The sequence below is a fragment of the Nonomuraea insulae genome, from assembly GCF_042656245.1.
On the sequence record NZ_JBHSPA010000023.1, the window covers coordinates 453,010 to 472,944 of the forward strand.

General features: G+C 69.1%; 21 protein-coding genes. 9 read left to right on the top strand and 12 right to left on the bottom strand.

Annotated features, from left to right (window positions below):
* Positions 1–92: 92 nt before the first annotated feature.
* From ACFPZ3_RS19780 to ACFPZ3_RS19805, 6 genes are read right to left on the bottom strand one after another with little or no spacing between them, the layout of a single operon-like run.
* Positions 93–1,109: an NAD(P)-dependent alcohol dehydrogenase gene (locus tag ACFPZ3_RS19780; RefSeq protein WP_379515619.1), complete on the bottom strand. Its 1,017-nt coding sequence runs from the start codon at positions 1,107–1,109 to the stop codon at positions 93–95.
* Between the two features lie 27 nt (positions 1,110–1,136).
* Entirely contained in the window at positions 1,137–1,853 is a 717-nt protein-coding gene (locus ACFPZ3_RS19785) for an SDR family NAD(P)-dependent oxidoreductase (RefSeq protein WP_379515620.1), read from the bottom strand.
* Between the two features lie 48 nt (positions 1,854–1,901).
* Positions 1,902–2,918, bottom strand: a complete 1,017-nt coding sequence (locus ACFPZ3_RS19790; RefSeq protein ID WP_379515621.1) for an ABC transporter permease — start codon at positions 2,916–2,918, stop codon at positions 1,902–1,904.
* Between the two features lie 12 nt (positions 2,919–2,930).
* Complete coding sequence (locus ACFPZ3_RS19795) at positions 2,931–4,436, bottom strand: sugar ABC transporter ATP-binding protein (protein ID WP_379515622.1); 1,506 nt, start codon at positions 4,434–4,436, stop codon at positions 2,931–2,933.
* Positions 4,433–5,539, bottom strand: a complete 1,107-nt coding sequence (locus ACFPZ3_RS19800; protein ID WP_379515623.1) for a sugar ABC transporter substrate-binding protein — start codon at positions 5,537–5,539, stop codon at positions 4,433–4,435. The genes ACFPZ3_RS19795 and ACFPZ3_RS19800 overlap by 4 nt, the downstream gene beginning before the upstream one ends.
* A 56-nt stretch (positions 5,540–5,595) precedes the next feature.
* Entirely contained in the window at positions 5,596–6,306 is a 711-nt protein-coding gene (locus ACFPZ3_RS19805) for a FadR/GntR family transcriptional regulator (RefSeq protein WP_379515624.1), read from the bottom strand.
* Between the two features lie 232 nt (positions 6,307–6,538).
* On the opposite strand from ACFPZ3_RS19805, the gene ACFPZ3_RS19810 reads away from it, so the two are divergent.
* The 6 genes from ACFPZ3_RS19810 to rpiA are packed head-to-tail and all read left to right on the top strand — an operon-like array spanning position 6,539 to position 13,150.
* Positions 6,539–7,732: a fumarylacetoacetate hydrolase family protein gene (locus tag ACFPZ3_RS19810; RefSeq protein WP_379515625.1), complete on the top strand. Its 1,194-nt coding sequence runs from the start codon at positions 6,539–6,541 to the stop codon at positions 7,730–7,732.
* The gene (locus tag ACFPZ3_RS19815; RefSeq protein ID WP_379515626.1) at positions 7,729–8,676 is read left to right on the top strand and encodes a C-terminal binding protein; all 948 of its coding nucleotides are present in this window, start codon (positions 7,729–7,731) and stop codon (positions 8,674–8,676) included. Before ACFPZ3_RS19810 ends, ACFPZ3_RS19815 begins: the two co-directional genes overlap by 4 nt.
* A gap of 44 nt (positions 8,677–8,720) precedes the next feature.
* Positions 8,721–10,175: an aldehyde dehydrogenase family protein gene (locus ACFPZ3_RS19820; protein WP_379515627.1), complete on the top strand. Its 1,455-nt coding sequence runs from the start codon at positions 8,721–8,723 to the stop codon at positions 10,173–10,175.
* Positions 10,168–11,691 (top strand): xylulokinase, encoded by a 1,524-nt coding sequence (gene xylB / locus ACFPZ3_RS19825; RefSeq protein WP_379515628.1) that lies wholly within the window; start codon positions 10,168–10,170, stop codon positions 11,689–11,691. The genes ACFPZ3_RS19820 and xylB overlap by 8 nt, the downstream gene beginning before the upstream one ends.
* Positions 11,688–12,425 carry an HAD-IA family hydrolase gene (locus ACFPZ3_RS19830; protein ID WP_379515629.1) on the top strand — a complete coding sequence of 246 codons (738 nt, stop codon included), beginning with the start codon at positions 11,688–11,690 and terminating at the stop codon, positions 12,423–12,425. Before xylB ends, ACFPZ3_RS19830 begins: the two co-directional genes overlap by 4 nt.
* On the top strand, positions 12,422–13,150 hold the full coding sequence (gene rpiA / locus ACFPZ3_RS19835; RefSeq protein ID WP_379515630.1) for a ribose-5-phosphate isomerase RpiA: 729 nt from the start codon (positions 12,422–12,424) through the stop codon (positions 13,148–13,150). Before ACFPZ3_RS19830 ends, rpiA begins: the two co-directional genes overlap by 4 nt.
* A gap of 41 nt (positions 13,151–13,191) precedes the next feature.
* Here the strand turns inward: rpiA and ACFPZ3_RS19840 are convergent, their stop codons facing one another.
* From ACFPZ3_RS19840 to ACFPZ3_RS19850, 3 genes are all read right to left on the bottom strand, one after another.
* On the bottom strand, positions 13,192–13,800 hold the full coding sequence (locus tag ACFPZ3_RS19840; RefSeq protein WP_379515631.1) for a GNAT family N-acetyltransferase: 609 nt from the start codon (positions 13,798–13,800) through the stop codon (positions 13,192–13,194).
* 259 nt (positions 13,801–14,059) lie between these two features.
* Entirely contained in the window at positions 14,060–14,680 is a 621-nt protein-coding gene (locus ACFPZ3_RS19845) for a phosphotransferase family protein (RefSeq protein ID WP_379515632.1), read from the bottom strand.
* A gap of 107 nt (positions 14,681–14,787) precedes the next feature.
* Positions 14,788–15,567: a hypothetical protein gene (locus ACFPZ3_RS19850; protein WP_379515633.1), complete on the bottom strand. Its 780-nt coding sequence runs from the start codon at positions 15,565–15,567 to the stop codon at positions 14,788–14,790.
* Between the two features lie 223 nt (positions 15,568–15,790).
* Between ACFPZ3_RS19850 and ACFPZ3_RS19855 the strand changes: the two genes are divergently transcribed.
* A complete protein-coding gene (locus ACFPZ3_RS19855; RefSeq protein ID WP_379515634.1) occupies positions 15,791–16,864 on the top strand; it encodes a Gfo/Idh/MocA family protein in 1,074 nt (357 codons plus the stop codon).
* On the opposite strand, the gene ACFPZ3_RS19860 is transcribed toward ACFPZ3_RS19855, so the two are convergent.
* Positions 16,807–17,049, bottom strand: coding sequence for a hypothetical protein (locus ACFPZ3_RS19860; protein ID WP_379515635.1), 243 nt, complete (start codon positions 17,047–17,049; stop codon positions 16,807–16,809). The two genes, ACFPZ3_RS19855 and ACFPZ3_RS19860, sit on opposite strands and share 58 nt — an antisense overlap.
* 261 nt (positions 17,050–17,310) lie before the next feature.
* Between ACFPZ3_RS19860 and ACFPZ3_RS19865 the strand changes: the two genes are divergently transcribed.
* Both ACFPZ3_RS19865 and ACFPZ3_RS19870 read left to right on the top strand, forming a co-directional pair.
* Positions 17,311–17,721: a hypothetical protein gene (locus tag ACFPZ3_RS19865; protein ID WP_379515636.1), complete on the top strand. Its 411-nt coding sequence runs from the start codon at positions 17,311–17,313 to the stop codon at positions 17,719–17,721.
* Positions 17,722–18,371: 650 nt separating this feature from the next.
* Positions 18,372–19,082, top strand: coding sequence for a LysR family transcriptional regulator (locus tag ACFPZ3_RS19870; protein ID WP_379515747.1), 711 nt, complete (start codon positions 18,372–18,374; stop codon positions 19,080–19,082).
* A 46-nt stretch (positions 19,083–19,128) separates the two neighbouring features.
* Here ACFPZ3_RS19870 and ACFPZ3_RS19875 read toward each other — a convergent pair whose 3' ends face one another.
* Positions 19,129–19,371, bottom strand: coding sequence for a helix-turn-helix domain-containing protein (locus ACFPZ3_RS19875; RefSeq protein WP_379515637.1), 243 nt, complete (start codon positions 19,369–19,371; stop codon positions 19,129–19,131).
* A complete protein-coding gene (locus ACFPZ3_RS19880; protein WP_379515638.1) occupies positions 19,371–19,862 on the bottom strand; it encodes a DUF2975 domain-containing protein in 492 nt (163 codons plus the stop codon). The genes ACFPZ3_RS19875 and ACFPZ3_RS19880 overlap by 1 nt, the downstream gene beginning before the upstream one ends.
* Positions 19,863–19,935 lie beyond the last annotated feature (73 nt).

Here is a 19,935-nt window from a genome sequence, read left to right on the forward strand (position 1 = left end):
AACGCACAGTCACGGATCATGCGCAAGGCGTTAATACGAAAGATGCTGGGCGATTCCGATCCAGCGTTCCGGCCCGATCGGCTCCAAGAAGGTCAGCCGGCCAGGCGTTGCGGCTCGATGACGATTTTCAGGCTGTCCTGGCTGCGGCCGGGCAACGTGAACGCTTCCGCCGTAGCCTCCAGCGGAAAGTGGTGGCTGACCAGATGCTCGCTGGGCACCCGCCCGCCGGCCAGCAGGGCGATGGCGGTCGGCCAGGTGTGTGCGTACCGGTTGACCAGAGCGAGCGTGACCTCCTGAGGGACGAGCTCGGCCAGCGGCAGCTCCGCCAGTTCGGTCTTCGGCACCCCCACCAGGGCGGCCCGTCCTCCGGGCCGGAGTCGCCGCAGGCCGCTGGTGAGGGCGGGCTGCGCGCTGCTGCACTCGATCAGGACGTCGTGGTCCGGGTCCGCTCGGCCGGAGGGCCGTTCGGCGCGGAGGCCGAGCCGGTCCGCGATCGACAGGCGGAAGTCCGAGACGTCGACGATGGTCACGGTCCGGGCGCCGAGGGCGAGTGCGGCGCATCCGGCGAGGATGCCCACCGGGCCGGCGCCGGTGACCAGTACGTCCTCGCCCGGTCTGAGCCCGCTGCGCCGGCACGCCCAGAGGCCGACAGAAAGAGGTTCGGCGAGCGCCCCCTGCTCGAAAGTCATCGAGTCGGGGATCGGGTAGACGCACCGTTCGGGCATCCGCAGCCGCTGGACCAGGGCGCCGTCGTACGGCGGGGTCGCCAGGAAGGCGAGATCGGCGCACAGGTGGTAGTCGCCCCGACGGCATTCACGGCAGTTGTCGCAGGGGACGCCGGGCTCGATGGCGACGCGGTCACCGGCCTTGACCCGTTGGACCTCGGGTCCGCAGTCGATCACGACGCCGGACGCCTCATGGCCGAGGACGATAGGGCCGTCCACGATCCACTGCCCGATCCGTCCGTGCGTGAAGTAGGTGATGTCGGAGCCGCAGATCCCCACCGCCCTGATCTCGATGACGACGTCCGCCGGCCCGGGTACGGGCTCGGGACGCTCCTCGATGTCGATGCTTCCGAGGCGGTTCATCACCGCTGCCATGTTGGCCATGCGCCTCTCCCTTCGGCCATGCAGGGCTCAGATCAAGGTGTATCCGCCATCGACGAGCAGCTCGCTTCCGCAGAAGAAGCCGGCCTCGTCGCTCAGCAGGAAGGCGATGGCGGCGGCGACCTCCTCAGGCCGGGCGAACCGGCCGGCCGGGGTGTTGCCGAGCCACTGGTCGAACTGGTGCCGCTTGAGACTCAGCAGCGGGGTGTCCACGTATCCAGGGGAGATGGCGTTGACCCTGACGCCCCTGCCGGCCCACTCCGCGGCCAGCGACCGGGTGAGTGCCGAGACGCCCGCCTTCGAGGCGTTGTAGGCGCACTGCTTCTGCGGGGTGTTCACCACGTGGTTGCCGCTCATCGAGGAGATGTTGACGATCCGTCCCTGCCCGCGGTCGAGCATGTGTCGCCCGAACGCCTGGCAGGCGAGGAACACGCCCCGCAGGTTGACCGCGAGCACCCGGTCGAACTGCTCAGCGGGCATCTGCTCGGCCGGTACGTCGTCCTCGACGATGCCCGCCCCTGCGACCAGGCAGTCGACCCGCCCGGCCCGCTCCACCACGGTCTCGGCGGCGGCCCGCACCGAGGTCTCGTCCGTCACGTCCGTCCGGACGAACTCCCCGCCACCGGCATCCACCAGGTCGAGTGCGTACACCCGGGCGCCCTCGTCCCGCAGCCGGCCGCAGATCGCGGAGCCGATCCCGCCACCGGCGCCCGTGACCGCGACGACCTTGTCAGTCAGGCCCTGCATCGTTGTGCCTCCCCGAATGATCCGTTTCCACCGTCGGCCTTTTCTCGGTCACGATTCACGACGCCGGATCCGCACGGCGTCCACGAACACGGCCAGGAAGATCATGGCGCCGCCGACCATGGCCACGTAGTAGGCCGAGATGTTGACCAGTTGCAGGCCGACCTGCACCACGGTCAGCAGCAGCGTGCCGCCGAGCATGCCGAGCACCCGGCCGCGTCCGCCGAAGAGCGACACCCCGCCGATCACCGGCGCGGCGACCGCGTACAGCAGCAGGTCGCTGCCGACGGTGGAGTTCACGCCCGACAGGTACGCCGTGGCGAGCCAGCCGCCGCACCCGGCGAGCAGGCCGGACACCACATAGGCGCTGATCAGCTGGCGATCGGTGCGGATGCCTGCCGCGTAGGCGGCCCGCTTGTTGCCGCCCGTCGCGTACAGCCGGCGGCCCCACGGCGTGCGGTTCAACAGCACGGCGATGACCACGAAGAGCAGCACCAGGGCCAGCGGCATCACCGGCCAGCCGAAGATCGATCCCTGGCCGACGAAGGTGTAGCTCTGCGAGGAGATGGTGATCGTCTGTCCTTTGGTGACCGCCAGCACGGCGCCACCGAGCGCCAGGCCCATCGCCAGGGTCTCGATCAACGAGTTCATCCTGAGCTTGGCGATGCACAGGCCGTTGACCAGGCCGATCACCGCTCCGAGCAGGACGACCAGCAGGATCGCGGCCGGACCGGGAACCCCTTGGTTCACGACCATGGCACCCACCGCGCCGGTGAAGCCCAGAATGCCGATCACCGAGAGGTCGATCTCGCCGAGCAGCAGCGTCAGCGCGATGGCCACCGCGACGAAGCCCAGGGTGGTGGCCTGGACCAGGACGTTCTGCAGATTGGCGACGCTGAGGAAGAACGGGTTCATGAAGTTCGCCAGGACGGCGAACACGACCAGGAGGATCCAGACGATGTTGTCCAGCGCGAGGTCAAGGACGTGGATCTTCGTCTTGGGCCGGTGAGTCGGCCGCCCCTTATCGGAACCGGCGACGGCCGTGCTCTCTTGCGTCAGTTGTTCCATGATCGTCCACTTTCAGCGCACAGATTTGCTGTCATGACTTAGGCTGCCGAGGATGTTGTCGACGGTGATGGCGGAGCCGGTGAGCTCGTGGGCTACCCGGCCGTCCTGGAAGGCCACCACCCGGTCGACCATCCGCACCATCTCGTCCGTGTCGTAGGCGAGCAGGATCACCGCCAATCCCTGCCCGGTCAGTTCGTCGATGAGGCGGTGCACCTCTTCCTTGGTGGCCACGTCGACGCCCAAGGTGGGCTCGTCCAGGATCAGCAGTTTCGGTTGCAGGGCGAGCAGCCGTCCGAGCAGGACCTTCTGCTGGTTGCCGCCGGACAGCTCTTCCGCCGGTTGGTCCGGACCGCTGACCCGGAAGGAAAGACGGTCGTGGTAGCGCCGGTAGGTGTTCATGACGGCCCGCGAGTCGACCAAGCCGCCGCGGAGCGGCCAGTTGCCCAGGTGGATGCTCTCCTTGACCGAGAACGGGCCGACCACGCCCTCGCCGATGCGGTCGTTCGTCAGATAGGCGATGCCGCTGCGCCGCGATTCGCGCAGCCGCCGCAGGTCCACCGGCTCGCCGTCGATCCGGATCGTTCCTGAACGGATGGCTTTCAGCCCGGCCAAGGCCCGGGCCAGTTCCTGGGCGCCTGACTGGGGCAGGCCGGCGAGCCCGACGATCTCGCCCCGGCCGACGGTCAGGTCGATCCCTTCGACGCCGTCGGCGGTCAGGTCGTTGATCTCCACGCGTACCGGGCCGGGCTCGCGGTCGCGGTCGCGTACGAACTCCTTGACCGCCGCCCCCGTCACCACCTCGGAGATCTCCGCTGAGGTCATCGAGCGCGGATCGGCGTCCCTGGAGACCAGCCGGCCGTCGCGCAGCACCGAGCACTCGTCGCAGATGTTCTGAATCTCGTTGTTGAAGTGGGAGATGAAGACGAAGGTCTGGCCGGCGGCGTTCAGCTCGCGGATCCATTCGAACAGCGCGTCGCGCTCGCTCTGGCTGAGCGCCGTGGTGGGCTCGTCCAGCATGGTCAGGGCGCCATCGTCCATCAGCGTCCGCACGATGGACAGCCGGCGCTGATCGGGCACCGGCAGGGCGCCGGCCGGCAGGTCCACGTCGAAGTCGAGGCTGTACTTGTGCAACAACGCCGACGCCCGGCTGCGCATCTCGGTCCGGTCGAGCAGCCCGTGCCTGGTCGGGTAGTCGGGCATCACGAGGTTCTCGGCCACGCTGAGCATGGGCACCACCTCGGCGTGCTGGCCGAGCAGGTTGATGCCGAGCTTGCGGCGTTGGGCCAGGTTGAGTGCCGTGATGTCCTCGCCGCGGAACAACACCGACCCGCTGGTGGGCTGGATCGACCCGGCGATCATGCCGACGAGCGTGGACTTCCCGGCGCCGTTCTTGCCAAGGAACCCGTGGACCGACCCTTCGCGTACGGTGATGTCGGTCGGCTCCAGGGCGGTGGACCGCCCGTAGATCTTCGACAGCCCCCGGATCTCCAGCAGGGCGCCGCCGCTCTTCCCGGTCATGTCTGCGACATCCCCCACTTCTTCGTCACGACGTTGCCCCACTGCCGCGGGTCATCGACGTTGCTCTCGTCGATGAAGTACGGCGGCACGATGCAACTGGGGCCGTTGGGCGTCTGGACGATGGGCGCCTTCTCCCAGAAGTAGTCCGCGTTGGAGTAGGTGCCGATCGGGATGGGTTTGCCCGCCACGACGTACTTGGTCAACATCTCGACGCAGACCTCGCCGTAGGCGATCGGGTCCTGCGAGACCTCCGCGTCGAGGATGCCGTCACGGGTCCACTGCAACGACTGCGGTTCCCCGTCGATCGAGGTCAGGATGACGTGGTTCTTGTGGTCGCGCGGAAGGGCCCTGCCCTTGCCCTTGAGGCTGGTGACGATGCCCCGGGTGATCGAGTCGCTGGGCGCGTGCGCGGCGTCCAGGTCGGGGAACTCCGACAACGTCGCCTCGGCCACGGCCCTGGCCTTGGTCTCGTCACCCTCGGTCGGCCGGGAGATGAGCTGGATGCCGGGATACTTCTTCAGCTCCCCCTCGAAGCCGTCCTTCCTGGCCCGCCAGGCGGAGCTGGACAACGCACCGTACCCGTTGAGCACCTTGCCCTTGGGGGTCCCGTATCGCTTCTGCAGCAGGGTGACGATCCGCTGCGCCGCCATCTGTCCGCCCTTGCGGTTGTCGAACGCGATGGTGAAGTCCACGACGCCCTTGGTCAGCGGGGTGTCGATGATCCCGACCGGGATCTTCTGGCTCTTGGCCCGCTGGGCGAGCGGGGCCAGGCCCTCCGAGTCGATCGGGTCGGAGATGAGGAAGACGGGCTTCTGCAGCAGGAAGGTGTTCCAGTGGTTGTACTGGACGCTGGAGTCGGCCTTGGCGTCGTTGGTCTGGTACTTCAACCCGAGTGCTTCGCTCGCCCGCCTGACCGCCTCGTTCTGCACGACGAAGAAGAAGAAGTCCATGCCCTTGTTGGAGTAGGCCGCGAGACCACCTTTCGTGAGGCCGCCGGACGAGGACGCGGAGCCGCAGCCGGTGAGCATCGCGGCTCCGGCCAGGCCGAGGGCTCCAAGGGCGAACTCACGCCGGCTCATGCCGGATGGAAACTGGGTGGGCACGATCGTGCCTCCTCTGAGCTTGTTGCAGTGGGGGTGGTTCGGGATGGAACGAGCGGTCAGTGCTCGTCCGCGCTCACCGGGGCGTTTCTTCGCGCACGTCGCAGGCGACGGAGATGTTCCTCGGTCGCGTGCCGGGCGCCGAACGTGTCGCCACGTCTGATGGCGCTGAGGATCTCGGTGTGTTCTTCCAGGGTCCGCCGCGGGTCCGACGGATATGAGGCCCGGTTCCTGTAGTGGCTGCGCATGAACTCGTTGATGGGCTTCGACACCAGGCCGAAGTACGGATTGCCGCTCGACTCGGCCAGCAGTTCGTGGAAGGCCATGTCGAACTCCAGGAACCGTTCGCGCTCGTCGATCGACGCCTCGCCGCGGTCGATGGTCTCCTGCATCGCGGCGATCAGGTGAACGACCTGGCCTTCCGCGGCCAGGACGGCCATCTGCACCTCGATGGCCAGGCGCAGCTCCAGGAGTTGGTCGAAGGTGCCGTTGCTGGCCTGCATCAGCATGGCGAACTGCTCGGAGATGAGCTTGCCGTCGAACCTGGCCACCACCATGCCTCTGCCGGGAGTGACGGTGACCAGTCCGCGCTGGACGAGCAGGCGGGCCGCCTCCCTCACGACCGTGCGACTCACGCCGTAGCGCTCGACGAGCTCGACCTCGGTGGGAAGACGGTCGTCCGGCTGTGCGCCCGTCTCGACGATCTCCCGCTGCAGGCGATCGGCGATCACCTCGGGGAGCCGTTTCCGTGAGCCAGGCGTCTGAGACATGTCCGAAAACGTATGACGAAGATACTACGTTGGCAAGCCCTTCATATGATTTATCTTCAGCCGGATTTCATCTTTGCGCTGTTCAGCGGGCAGCACGGGAGAAACCGGCGGTCATTGACGGAGTCATTTGTACGATGATAGGAACGAAAAGGTCGTACCTCTACGCCGTCCTGATTGACACCCCTCCGCCGTACTCGTATCCCCCCGTGCGGAGTGATTTTGGAGGAAGCCCATGGCGTCACCCGCCGATCACCTCGACCGCGTGCTGCCGGTGGACGCGCCGGACGCGACGCTCGTCGGCCGGCTGTTCGATCCCGCGCTCGGTGGCCCCTGCGTGGTCGCGGTCCGCGGCGACACGCTGGTGGATCTGACCGGCCCGGCCACGGCGACGATGGCCGATCTGCTGGATCGCCCCGACGTCGTGACGATCGCGCGCACCGGGGGCGATGGCCGGTCCTGGCCGCTCCGCGAGGTGCTCACCGGCACCCTGGCCGGGGAGCGCGGCCGGCCCCACCTGCTCTCCCCCTTCGACCTGCAGGTCCTGAAAGCCGCAGGGGTGACCTTCGCGCGGAGCATGCTGGAGCGGGTCATCGAGGAGCAGTCCAAGGGTGACCCGGCGCGGGCCGAGGAGATCAGGGGCCGGTTGTCCGACGTGATCGGCGGCGCGATCGCCCAGGTCAGACCGGGCTCCGAGGAAGCCATCCGGGTGAAGGAGGTGCTGGTCGCCGAGGGACTGTGGTCACAGTACCTGGAGGTCGGCATCGGCCCCGACCCGGAGATCTTCACCAAGGCGCCGGTGTTGTCGTCCGTCGGCACCGGCGCCGACGTCGGTGTCCTGGCCCGGTCGGTGTGGAACAACCCGGAGCCGGAAGTGGCCCTGGCGGTCACCAGCGCGGGCCGGGCCGTCGGCGCCACACTGGGCAACGACGTGAACCTGCGGGACTTCGAGGGCCGCAGCGCCCTGTTGCTGGCCGAGGCGAAGGACAACAACGCCTCCTGCTCGCTCGGTCCGTTCATCCGGCTGTTCGACGACGGCTTCACCATCGACGACGTACGCGCCGCCGAGCTCACCATGCGGGTCGAGGGCCCCGAGGGCTACCTGCTGGAGGCGGTGAGCCCGGTCAGCGAGATGAGCCGCGGCTTCGAAGAACTCATCACGCACGCGCACGGGCGGCACCACCAGTACCCGGACGGGTTCGTGCTCTTCACCGGCACGATGTTCGCCCCGATCGACGACCGCGACGCGCCGGGGCAGGGGTTCACCCACAAACGCGGTGACGTGGTGAGCATCTCCGCCGACCGGCTCGGCTGCCTGGTGAACACCGTCGTGGCCGCCGAGGAGGCCGCCGAGTGGACCTTCGGCATCCGCGGCCTGATGGCCAACCTGGCGGAGCGGGGACTGCTGGTACGGGGTCAGCGCCGATGACCAGGCTCGTCGTCACCGACCAGTGGTTCGGCAACACCCGGCACGAGGAACTGCTGGCCCGGCAGCGGGGTGTCGAGTTCGCCGGCCACCAGTGCGACAGCGAGGCGGACACGATCGAGGCCGTCCGCGGCGCTTCGGTGGTGCTGGTCAACTTCGCCCCGATCACGGAGGCGGTGCTCGCGGCGCTGGCCCCGGGCGCGACCGTCGTACGGTACGGCATCGGGTTCGACAACGTGGACACCGGCGCCGCCGCCCGGCTCGGCGTGGCGGTGGCGAACGTCCCCGACTACGGCATCGACACGGTCGCCGACCACGCCGCGGCGGCGCTGCTCTGCCTGCTGCGCCGGCTGCCCCTGTTCGACCGCAAGATCCGGGACGAGGGCTGGTGCGAGCCCGGGGCGCTGGGCGGGATCCCGAGTTTCCGGTCGACCGTGATAGGGCTGATCGGGGCCGGGCGGATCGCCCAGGAGCTGGCCGGCCGGCTGGCTCCGTTCGGGTTCACGATCCTCGGCCACGACCCGTACGCCCGGCCGGAGAGCGTCCCGGGGATCAGCCTGCGACCCCTCGCCGACGTGCTCGGGCAGGCGCACGCACTCTCCCTGCACGTACCGGTCACCGGCGAGACCCAGCAGCTCGTGGACGCGGGTTTCCTGAAGCGGATGCGGCCGGGGGCCGTGCTGGTCAACACCTCACGCGGGGCGCTCGTCGACGAGGAGGCCCTGGCCGACGCCCTGGCCTCGGGTCACCTGACGGCGGCGGCGCTCGACGTCTACGACCCGGAGCCGCCGGCCGCGGACTCGCGGCTGCGGCACCTGCCCAACGTGGTCCTCACCCCGCACGCCGCCTTCTACTCCGACGACTCCCTGGAGGCGTTGCAGCGGCTGGCCACCGAGGAGGCCGGGCGGGCACTGGCTGGTGAACCACTCAGATGCCGGGTGGCCTGAACCCCGCCCAACCGAACCCGGCAGAAAGCGATCAGGAGAGCACAATGACCAGCTTGCGGAGACAGGACAACTACTTCGACGGAGGCTGGGTCGCCGCCGACACCACGTCGACGTACACGGTGGTGAATCCCGCCACCGGTGACCCGGTCACCGTCATCCCTGAGACCTCGGAAGCGCAGGTCGACCAGGCGGTACGGGCGGCGGCCGAGGCCTGGCGCACCTGGCGCCGGACGAATCCCTTCAAACGGGCCGGGCTGCTGCACCTCATCGGCGATCGGGTGGCGGCGGCCGTCGACGCCATCGCCACGGAGATCACCGTCGAGATGGGCAAGCCCCTGAACGAGGCCCGCGGTGAGGTACGCAAGCTGGCCCAGGCGTTCCACTTCTACGCCGAGGAGACGACCAGGACCTTCGGCTCGGTCGTGCCCAACGCGGAGGACGGGTTCACCAGCATCGTCCAGCGCGAACCGGTCGGCGTGGTGGCCGCGATCACCCCGTGGAACTACCCGGTCGAACTCGTCGGCTGGAAGCTCGCGGCGGCCCTCGGCGCCGGGTGCACGATCGTCGTCAAGCCCTCCGAGTACTCGCCGTCCTCGGCGGTCGAGGTCTTCCGCTGCCTCGACGAGGTGGGCCTGCCTCCCGGAGTGGCCAACCTGGTGCTCGGCGCGGGGACTCCCGGGCGGGCACTCGCGTCGCACGAGCTCGTCAACAAGATCGCCTTCACCGGCTCGGCCGCCACCGGGGCCGCGATCACGCGGTCCAGTTCCGGAGTGGTCCCGATGTCGATGGAGCTGGGAGGCAGTTGCCCGCTCATCGTGACCGCGCACGCCGACCTGGACGCCGCCGTCACCGGTACCGTACGCCGGAGCTTCCGCAACGCCGGGCAGATCTGCATCGCGATCAACCGGGCGTACGTGCACGAGGACCTGTACCCGGCCTACCTCGACCGGCTCAGGGAACGGATCGCCGCCCTCGTGGTCGGCGACGGGATGAAACAGCCGGACGCCGACATGGGGCCCGTCACCAACCTGGAGATCCTCGAGCGCTGCGACCGCCACGTGGACGACGCCCGGCAACAGGGTGCCCGGGTCGTCACCGGCGGCGGGCGCCTGGAGAAACTCGCGCCCGGCTACTTCTTCGAGCCGACGGTGCTGGCCGACACCAAGCAGGACATGCTGGTGATGCACGAGGAGACGTTCGGTCCGCTGCTGGGCGTGACGCCCTTCCGCGACCTCGCCGACGCGATCGGCGCGGCCAACAGCACGCCGGCCGGCCTGGCGGCGTACGTCTACAGCAACGACCTGGCCGAGACGTTCCGCCTCGGCAGGGAGCTCGACTTCGGCAACGTCGCGGTGAACAACGTGGACGCCGGCATCATGAACGCGCCCTATGGCGGCCGGAAGGGCAGCGGATACGGCTACGAGCACGGCCGCGCGGGACTCGATGGATATCTGCAGCTCAAGCATCTGCGGATCCGGCACGGAGACGGCCATGACTGACTACTGGCTGGGCATCGACATCGGCACCTCGGGGTGCAAGGTGATCGCCATCGACGACCGGGCCCACGTCGTCGCCACCTCGCTGACCGAGTACCCCCGCTACACCCAGCGTCCCGGCTGGTCCGAGCAGGATCCAGCGGACTGGTGGCAGGCCACCTGCGTGTCCGTACGGGAGGTCACCGCGCGGCTTCCTGACCCCGGCGAGGTACGCGGCATCGGCCTGTGCGGGCAGATGCACGGGCTGACCGCGCTGGACCGGGCCGACGCCGTCGTCCGGCCCGCCATCCTCTGGAACGACCAGCGCAACGAGCGGCAGTGCCGTGCGATCGTGGAGACGGTCGGCGGGCCCGAGGCGCTGCTCGGCCTGACCAACAACCAGATGCTGCCGGGCTTCACCGCCGGGAAGATCCTCTGGCTGCGTGATCACGAGCCCGAGTCGTTCCGGCGGATGCACCGGTTCCTCAACCCGAAGGACTTCCTGCGGCTGCGGATGACCGGTGACCACGCCACCGACGTCTCGGACGCGTCGGGAACGGGACTGTTCGACGTGCGCCGGCGGGTCTGGTCGGCCGGCCTGATCGCGGCCATCGACCTGCCGGAGCGGCTCTTCCCGCGGGTCGTCGAGTCGCACGAGGTCACCGGCGCCCTGCTGCCCGAGGTGGCCAAGGACTGGGGGGTGCCCGCGGGCCTGCCGGTCGTCGGTGGTGGCGGCGACGCCGTCCTGCAGACCACCGCCATGGGAGTGACCGGCGGGAGCCGGCTGGGCATCACCCTGGGCACCGCCGGCATCGTGGCCGGCGCCACGGACCAGTGCCCGGACAACCGGGGCGGGCTGCTGCAGATCTCCTGCGGCAACGCCGCGGACCGTTGGCACGTCATGGGGGTGGCGCTCAACACCGGCGGCGCCTTCCACTGGCTGCGCGGCGCGCTGGCGCCGCTGGCGGGCGACAGCGAGCTCTCGTACGCACGGCTGGTCGAGCTGGCCGAGGCCGCTCCGCCCGGCGCCCGTGGGCTGCTGTTCCTCCCCTACCTGCTCGGCGAGCGCTGCCCGCACGTGGCCCCGGACGCCCGCGGCGCCTGGATCGGTCTGACGCCCCAGCACGGCGCCGCCGAACTCGTGCGCAGCGTCATGGAGGGCGTGCTGTTCAACATGCGGCAGATCGTCGACCTGTGCGCCGCCGCCGATCTCGGCATGGACGAGATCCGGGTCTCCGGTGGCGCCACCGGGGAACGGCAGTGGCTACGGCTACTCGCCGACATCCTCAACTCCCCCGTCAGCACCGTGGCCGGTGGTGAACAGGGTGGCGCGCTCGGGGCGGCGCTGCTCGCCGGAATCGGCACCGGGCGGTGGAAAACGCTCCACGACGCCACCGGCGTCATCGGGACGGCGACGACGGTTCGGCCGCGCGCGGAGACCTCGGCCGTCTACCAGGACGTCTATCAGGACTTTTGCTCGCTGTTCGACCACCTTGATCCGCTGTTCGCGCGGCAGCGGCAGAAGCATGAGGAGAAATGATCAGCCAGCACGACCCCAACGGAATCCGCGGCATCGTCTTCGACCTGGACGGCACGCTCGTCGACTCGAGCGTCGACATCACCAGGGCGATCAACGCGATGCTGAGCGAACGCCGGAAGGAGCCGCTCGAACCGAGCCAGGTCGCGCCGCTGCTCGGGGAGGGGGCTCGCAACCTGGTCGCGAGCATCCACCAGATCGTCGGCCTCCCGTCAGGCGACGCGGAGCTCACCCGTGACACCGCCCGCTACCTGGAGCTTTACCAGCGGGAGCCGGTCAGGGACTCGGCACTCTTCGCGGACGCCCGGCAGGCGCTCGAACACTTCCGCGAGCGCGGCCTCCGGCTCGGGGTGTGCACGAACAAGGGCCAGCGGCTCGCGCTCCAGGTCCTGGAGGCGCTCGACGTGCTGCCGTTCTTCACGGCCGTGGTCGGCGGCGACCACCTTCCGGTACGCAAGCCCGATCCGGAGCACCTGCTCGCCACCGTCCGGCTGCTCGGGCTGGGGCCTGAGCAGACCTTGTTCGTCGGCGACTCGCCGATCGACGTCGAATGCGCCCGGCGGGCCGGCATCCACTGCCGGGTGGTGGACTGGGCCGAGATCGAGTCGGACGGTCTCCGCGTGCGCCGTTTCATGGACCTGGCAGAGCTCACCGCCGGCACACCTCCCCAGGACAGTACGACAACGTTCCCAGGCACCAGCACACCGGACAGCACAGTGACAGAGGTACAGCGATGACCGACCTGACCCCCCAGGACCGCGCGAAGATCGCCGCGGGCCGCCATGCCGCCGAGACCTACTGCCGCGACGGGATGCGGCTGGGTCTCGGCTCCGGCACCACCTCGCACTTCTTCGTCCGCGCGCTCGGGGAAAAGGTCAAGCAGGGCCTGGACATCGTCGGCGTGCCGACCTCCACCGCGACTCGCGACCTCGCACTCGATCTCGGGATCCCCCTGGTCGACCTCGACGACGTCACCGAGCTGGACGTCTGCGTCGACGGGCCCGACGAGATCGACCCGGACGGGAGCATGATCAAGGGAGGCGGCGCCTGCCTGCTGTGGGAGAAGATCGTCGCGACGGCGTCCAGGAAGATGGTCGTCGTCGCGGACAACTCCAAACTCGTCGCCCGGCTCGGCGCGTTCCCGCTGCCCGTCGAGGTCGTCCGGTTCGGCCACGAGAGCACCACGCGGGCGGTTCGCGCCCTGCTCGGTGACTTCGGGCACGCGGAGGTCCGGACGACGCCGCGGATGCGGGACGGGGCCCGGCTGGTCACCGACAACGGGAACTACATCATCGACGTGCACCTGGGCCGCATCGACCGGGCGGGCGAGCTGACGGTCGAGCTGAACCGGATTCCCGGCGTCGTCGAGAACGGCCTCTTCGTGGGGATCGGCGACGAGGTGGTGTTCGGGTACCCCGACGGGAGGGCGGAGGTGCGCGAACTCCCGATGGCGACGGCCTGACCTGCCGCGCACCCTGTGCCTTCGGCAAGCGCTACCGGGCCTTACCGCGCAGGCCACCACCGCGGCCTGCACCGCCCGGGCCCGCACACGAAACCGCGCGCCACGGTGCTCTTGAACCATAGGCTGCTGATCACCCGCCCATCGGGCAGGGTGTGCTGAGCAGGACCGTTCGCCGGCGTGAACCCGGCCTTGAGCAGGGATCCCCGGCAGGCGATGTTGCCGACCTCGGCGCCCGCGTAAATGTCCGACAGTCCCAGGTGCTCGTGCGCCAGGATGGCGCCGAACGTGAACAGCTGTGCTCCCAGCCCCTGTCCCCGGTATTGCGGCGCCAAGCACCCGCCCATTTCGAACCGGCCGCCTTGCCGCGCGAGCACCACGAAACCCATGATTCGTCGGTCGCGCTTGCCGACGAGCGCAAAGTGATGAGGGTCGGCGGGTTCTGGCCCGTCGTCCAGCACACGGTTGAGAAGGTCGTTCCGCAATGGCTCGTAGCTCCGCACCACCTCGGGCTGCCAGCCCAGCCAACGCTGCGCATCCGCGTCGCACGCGGTCGCATGGGCTGCCTTCAGAGCCCAATCCCCGGAAGTCCTCACCACGAACTCGTCGGCTTCCAGCACATGGAGCTGTTCCGAGCAGGCGACGCGTATCATGATCGGTAAGGTACGGGAAGCACGATCCCCCCTGCATCGCGGTCAGATCTCGAACGGGGAACGAGCCCGTTGCCACCCCTCACGCACCGCCGCGCCATGGACGGCCTCCCACGTGGGCGGTGAGGGCTCCACTGGATCGCATTGATCGTGACTTCCTCCGCCCGGCGCTGCCCGCCGCGGCGCGACTGACCGCCAGGAAGACCTGACCCACGCTCCCGGGCGAGAATCTCTCGCCGCTGTGCGATCCCGATCCCTACGTCTACAGCCTGCGCTCCTCAGCGAGGTCGAGTTCGAAACACACCCCGCTCTCCCCATGCACCCAGCTCGACACGTGCTCGGCCATCTCCGCGACTTCGGTCGCCCGGTCGCTGCGCCCCGACTCCTCGAAATCGACAATCCTGACGCGCACACCGTCCCACAGGAAGTTCGCCGTATTGCCATCACTGGCCCCGAACACCGGCCGAACCCCACGCTCGCCGGGCTCCCACCGCACGCCCTCTCTGACGGCTTGATCTGCGAGCTCGTTCTTCGGTTGCCACCGCCCGGCCCACGCGAGCAATTGATCCCTGAGCCGCTCCACCGGCCACAACCGCTGCGGTATCCGGTCGAGTACCTGCCGGGGCACGGCGCCATGCAGCCGGTCCACCGCCTCCACCAGTTCTTTCTCCGGTACGGCAGGCAGCAGGAAGAGCGGCGTGCCCTCGATGCGCGGCATCACCACCAGATCGGTCCCGTACTCCACGGGTGCGGGCGCGAGCCCAGGCGCGTGCTCCGCCAGCAGCCGCAGCGCCCGCCATTCCCGCTCGGCGCCGCCAGGCTTGCCGTCGATGAAGCGTTTGCGCACCAGATCGCCGTCGATCCGCACATCGTGGCTCTGCATGAGTGGATATTGAACCAGCCATGGGGTGATGGCACGGTCGTCAAGGATCTCCCACCGTGCCGGTTCCCGCAGCGGCGGCGGTTACGGTTGCGGGCAATGCATAGTGGTCACTCGCTCTGAGCCGGCCGCTGGATCTCGGTGTGCAGGACGAGGCTGCCGCCGGGGGCGGGCCGGAACCCCAGCCCGGCAAGGGCGACATCGTCGATCTCGGTGACCACGCGCCGGGCCCCGGCTTCGGCCGCCTCGCCGACCGCGAGACGTACCAGCGCGTCGCCTACCTCCGGTGGAACGCCGGGCAGGATGTGCACCAGGTCGAGCCGGACGGTGGTGCGCCGCTCGTTCTCCCAGGACGCGGCCGCATGACCGACGAAGGGCCTGCCGCGCTCGTTGTCAACGTAAGCCTGCAGCCAGCAGGCGAGTCTGCCGCGGGCGATCAGCTGTCTGGGGACGATCACGTCCAGCCCCGCCTCGGCCAGCCAGGAGCCGGCCTCCGTCGGATGCGAGGGAACCGAACCGATGAAGTAGCCGGTGGGGCAGACGTCGGGTGCATCGCGGGGGTCCAGCAGGACGTACCCGCTGTGGATCGTCCGGCGGCCGCGGCGGACCAGCCCGGTCGCGAGCTCCTCCGCGAGCCGGCCCGCGACGTCCGCGGCCCATTCGTAGGCCGAGTGCACCGGCAGGCCGGTCCACGGACTCCGTGGCGCCGTCGGATACTCGACTGCGATGGCGTAGAGGTTCGGGTCCCGCCGCCAGCGAAAGATCACCATCATCCCGTCGGGCTCCGGTCTGACATCGACGGCGGAGTAGCCCTCCGTCACGGTGCCTGTACGCGACAGGCATGTCCTGACCGCTGCGAGGACCTCCTGCCGGGACCACTCGATCGCCATGTGTCCAGGCTCCCACGCCCCCTTCTCTCACTGAACGGGTCGCTGGGGGTTCCGGGGACTGGTGGCGAAGAATCCAACGATTTATTCTGCTGGCTTCTCAAGAAGCTTGCAGGCTTACAAGACCGCAGGCGTCGCGCACAAGGCCTGAGTTCCTGCTACGCCGAGCGGATATAAAGGACCATTGGCGCATCAGGGCCCTGACTCCCGAGGAGGTCCGGTATTCATGACCACGACGTTGGGTGCGATCGGCAGTGGGAAGCGGACGCGGTTCTTCCTGCGGCTGGCTGCGATGATGCCGGATCGGCTGCGGGTCAGCGGCATCGTGACCCGCAGCGCGGATCGAGGCAGGGAGGTCACCGATCAGTGGGGCGTACCGGCCTTCGCCTCGCTTGACGAGCTGCTCCGGCACGAGCGGCCCGACTACGTCGCCACGGCGGTGCCGTGGGAGGCGATGCCGGACGCGATCCGCGAAGTGGCCGGGCACCGGATTCCGGTCCTGGCCGAGACGCCGCCCGCGCCCGACCTGGCCGGGCTTCGCTCGTTGTGGCGGGACGTGGGCGGCACCGGTCTGGTCCAGGTGGCGGAGCAGTACCTGCTGATGCCGGGGCACGCGGCCCGGCTGACGCTCATGCGGGAGGGCGTGATCGGCGAGCCGACCTCGGTCCAGGTCTCCTCCACCCACCTGTACCACGCGGTGTCGCTGATCCGCGGCCTGCTGGGCATCGGGTTCGACGCGGCCGAGGTACGCGCGGGCGCGTTCGAGGCGCCGCTCGCCGACCCTCTGGGGTTCGACGGGTGGACCGGCGACGACACGCCGCGACGGCTGACCACGACCATCGCCACCCTCGACTTCGGCGGCCGGATGGGCCTGTACGACTTCACCGACAACCAGTGGTGGAACCCCCTCAGGATGCGGCGGGTCGTGGTGCGCGGCTCGATCGGCGAGCTGGTCGACGACCGGGTGGTGCGGCTGGCCGACCCGACGACGCCGGTGGAGTCGCTGCTGATCAGGCGGGACACCGGCGTCGACCTCAACCTGGAGCTGCGCGACCTCAAGCACATCAGCTTCGACGGGCGGGTGGTCTACCGCAATCCGTTCGCGGGCGCGTCCCTGTCCGACGACGACATCGCGGTGGCGGACATCCTCGAACGCATGGGCGCCTGGGCCCGCCAGGAGGGCCCGCCGCCCTACCCGCTCGCCGACGCCTGCCAGGACCACCTGATCAGCCTCGCCATCGGTCAGTCGGTGAGAACCGGCGGCCCGGTCACCACTGGCAAGGAGGCGTGGGCCGCCTGACCCAGGGCGCTCTTATAAGCGAGTCGCGACTCGCGGAAGACGGCCGTGGCGACGAGCATGGAGTGGATGATCTCGATGTCGAAACCCTCCCGCTCACCGACGCCCGACCCGGCGGCGCGGGCCGGTGGCGCGGTGGTCGATGTGCTGGCCGTGCGCGTGCCGCCGTACACGCGCCAGGTGCTCAACGGGGAGCTCGGCTACGACCTGCCTGCCCCCTTGGTGCCGGGGCCCGCGTGTGTGGGGCGCGTTCGGGCGGTCGCGCCGCGGGGGTTTCCGTCCCATAACCCACTGTGGTGCCAGGTCGCCTGTGATCGCGCGGCGAGACGAGTGGAGAGGAAAGTGCGTTTGCGTGAGGCCCATCGACTACGGTCGAGCGGCCCTTGATCAGCTGACAGCATCCGGGACACACTGGCATCCCGAGTCCGCGCCCGCAGGGAGAAGCCGTGATGTCCGTTGTCGCATGGGGGCTCGGAGCTTTCGGGCTTGCCATGGCCTCCTTTGACCTGTACCGGGTGCGGACCGGCCGCCTGCTCGGCAGATGGGTGCGGGAGGCCGGGCCCGCGGCGGCGCGGCAGCGTTCTGTACGGCGTTTCGTGTACGCGGGTCTGCTGGCAACTCTCGCGGCGGTGATCGGCGTGCTCGACCTCCGGCTGGCGGAGGCTCTTCCAGTGATGCTGCTCGGCGCCGCTCTGGGGGTGGCGCACAGCGTCACCGACCTCGTCCTGTGGGTGAAGGCATCGCGTACGTGGGAGCAGATTCAGCGGTCGGCGCCGCAGTCGCAGCTCTATGACGAGAACCAGCTCGATCTCGGTGCGGGAGCTGCCGCCACCAACAGGCGGAGGCGATGGAGTCGGTGACGGAGTAACCGGGCCGGGAAGTCCCGTAGACGATTCCGCACACGTAGGTCCGGGCGAGAAGACGGCGGAATGATCTCGGATGTGGAGTTCGAGCGCGGACCTGGGTGACTTCGGGACGACAGTACGACTGCGCAACGAGGCCGCGAACCGCATCCGCGCGGCGGACCGGCCAGCCGACGGACGAGGACCTGGAAGGTGAGAGCGGGCGACCTTGTGGCCCCGCGCCTCGAGTTCGGCCTTGCGGCCGGCGATGGCGTCGGTGATGCGCGCGGCGTCCCGCGGAACCTTCCAGACCTCGCCGCTGACGTTGATGACGTGGGTCTCCACGCCCATCGTCTTGTTGAGCAGGTAGTTGCCGCGGGACTCGCCGAGCTCACCGTGACGGGGCACGTTGCGCGTCAGGACCAGGATCGGCGTGATCCGTGCGCTCAGGCAGGCGGCAGCGAACTGCAAACCCGAGTTGGTCAGATACGCGCCCTGGGTGATCAGGTGCGTTACCCCATCTTTGAGGGCCTGGCCCAGGATGAACTCGGCCAGACGCGTCTTGCTCCCACTGATCGCACCGGGGCCTGCCAGGTCCTCGCGTTTCATGAAGAGGTTGATCCCGTACGCCGCACGAGGCCTCCCGGTGGCGTTTCGACCCGCGCCATCTGCAGACTCTCGAGGCCGTGGTGCGGCTCGGCTCGTTCGCCGCAGCGGTGCAGGAGCTCGGCTACACCCAGCCCGCGATCTCGCAGCAGGTCGCGGAACTGGAACGACGGATCGGCGCGCGAGTCGTGGTCCGGCGTCCCGTCCGTGCGACCAAGGCCGGGAAGGTCCTTCTCGAGACCGAGGCCACGATCAGCGCCTCGATGAGTCGCGCCGCCACCGAGCTCGCGGCGCTCGCGGAGGGCACCCTCGGCGAGGTGCGGCTTGGCGCGTTCATCTCGGCGGCGGCCTCCGTCGCTCCTCCCGCGCTCGCGCGCCTGCGTTCGTCCCACCCGGCGGTCCACATCACGCTGCACGAGCTCGAGCAGCACGAGGCGTATGCGCTGTTGTTCCGGGGTGAGCTCGACCTGGCCATCACCGTCGACTACGAACACGCTCCCGAGTCGGCGCCGGACGGGATCTTGCAAAAGCACCTCATGGACGACCCGATCATGGTCGTCCTTCCCGTTGGTCACCCTCTTGCGGGAGCCGACAGTGTCGATCCGGCCGATCTACCGTCAGAGGAGTGGATCAACACCGTGGTTGACGTCGCCGGCTTGACGCCTTCGCCCGTGGACGACGGCCCGGGTACGGGACACCGTCTGGACTTCCAGGGCCAGGTGGGTGCGGCGCCGTCCAGCGCCAGATCACCTTCCGCCGGGCGTCGGCGTTGAACAGAGAGACCGCTGAACGGCGCGGAGGGACAGTGGGAGCTCATTCTCACTCCCGCCCTGGGGCATGCCATCCGCCCGCGGCGTCCTCAGCCTCCCAGCGCAGCAGGTCGCCCGGCTGGCACTTGAGCACCTCGCAGAGCGCGGCGAGGGTCGTGAAGCGCACCGCCTTGGCGCGGCCGTTCTTGAGCACCGCCAGGTTGGCGGGCGTGATCCCTACGCGGTCCGCGAGCTCGCCCACGGACATCTTCCGCCTGGCCAACATCACGTCGATGTCGACGACAATCGGCATCAGATCATCTCATCCAGCTCGGCCCGCATCTGCGCCGCTTCGACGTCGCGCGCGACGGCCTGGGCGAGCAGCATCCGCAGCACGAGCACGATGAGCGCGACCCCCAGGATGGCCACGCCGATCCCGCCCATGATGAGGGTGACGCCCGGGTCGGCCCGCTGGCCCGGCGCATTGAGGGCCGTGACCCCGAACCACAGGAGGGCAGCCGCCACGATCGCGCCGATCACGACGTCCACGTACCGGAAGGCGGCGTCGGAGAACACGGTTCCGCGTCGCACCATCGCCACCAGCCGCCATACGCAGACCAGAGCGGCCTGGACCGACACCATGCCCAGGATCGTGATCACGCGCAGCGAGGTCAGCGGGAGCGACCCGTCCTCCGGATCGCTCCCGCTGACCAGCACCCACACCATCGATGCCTGTACGAACACGGTGCCGGCGAGCACCACCACGAGCACGGCGCGCAGCGCACGCACTGTCAGTTTTCCCATGGCCCATCCTTCCATCGAGTTACGATGAGAATCTATCGAATATCGATAAGGTGAAGCAAGGGCTGGGACGGAG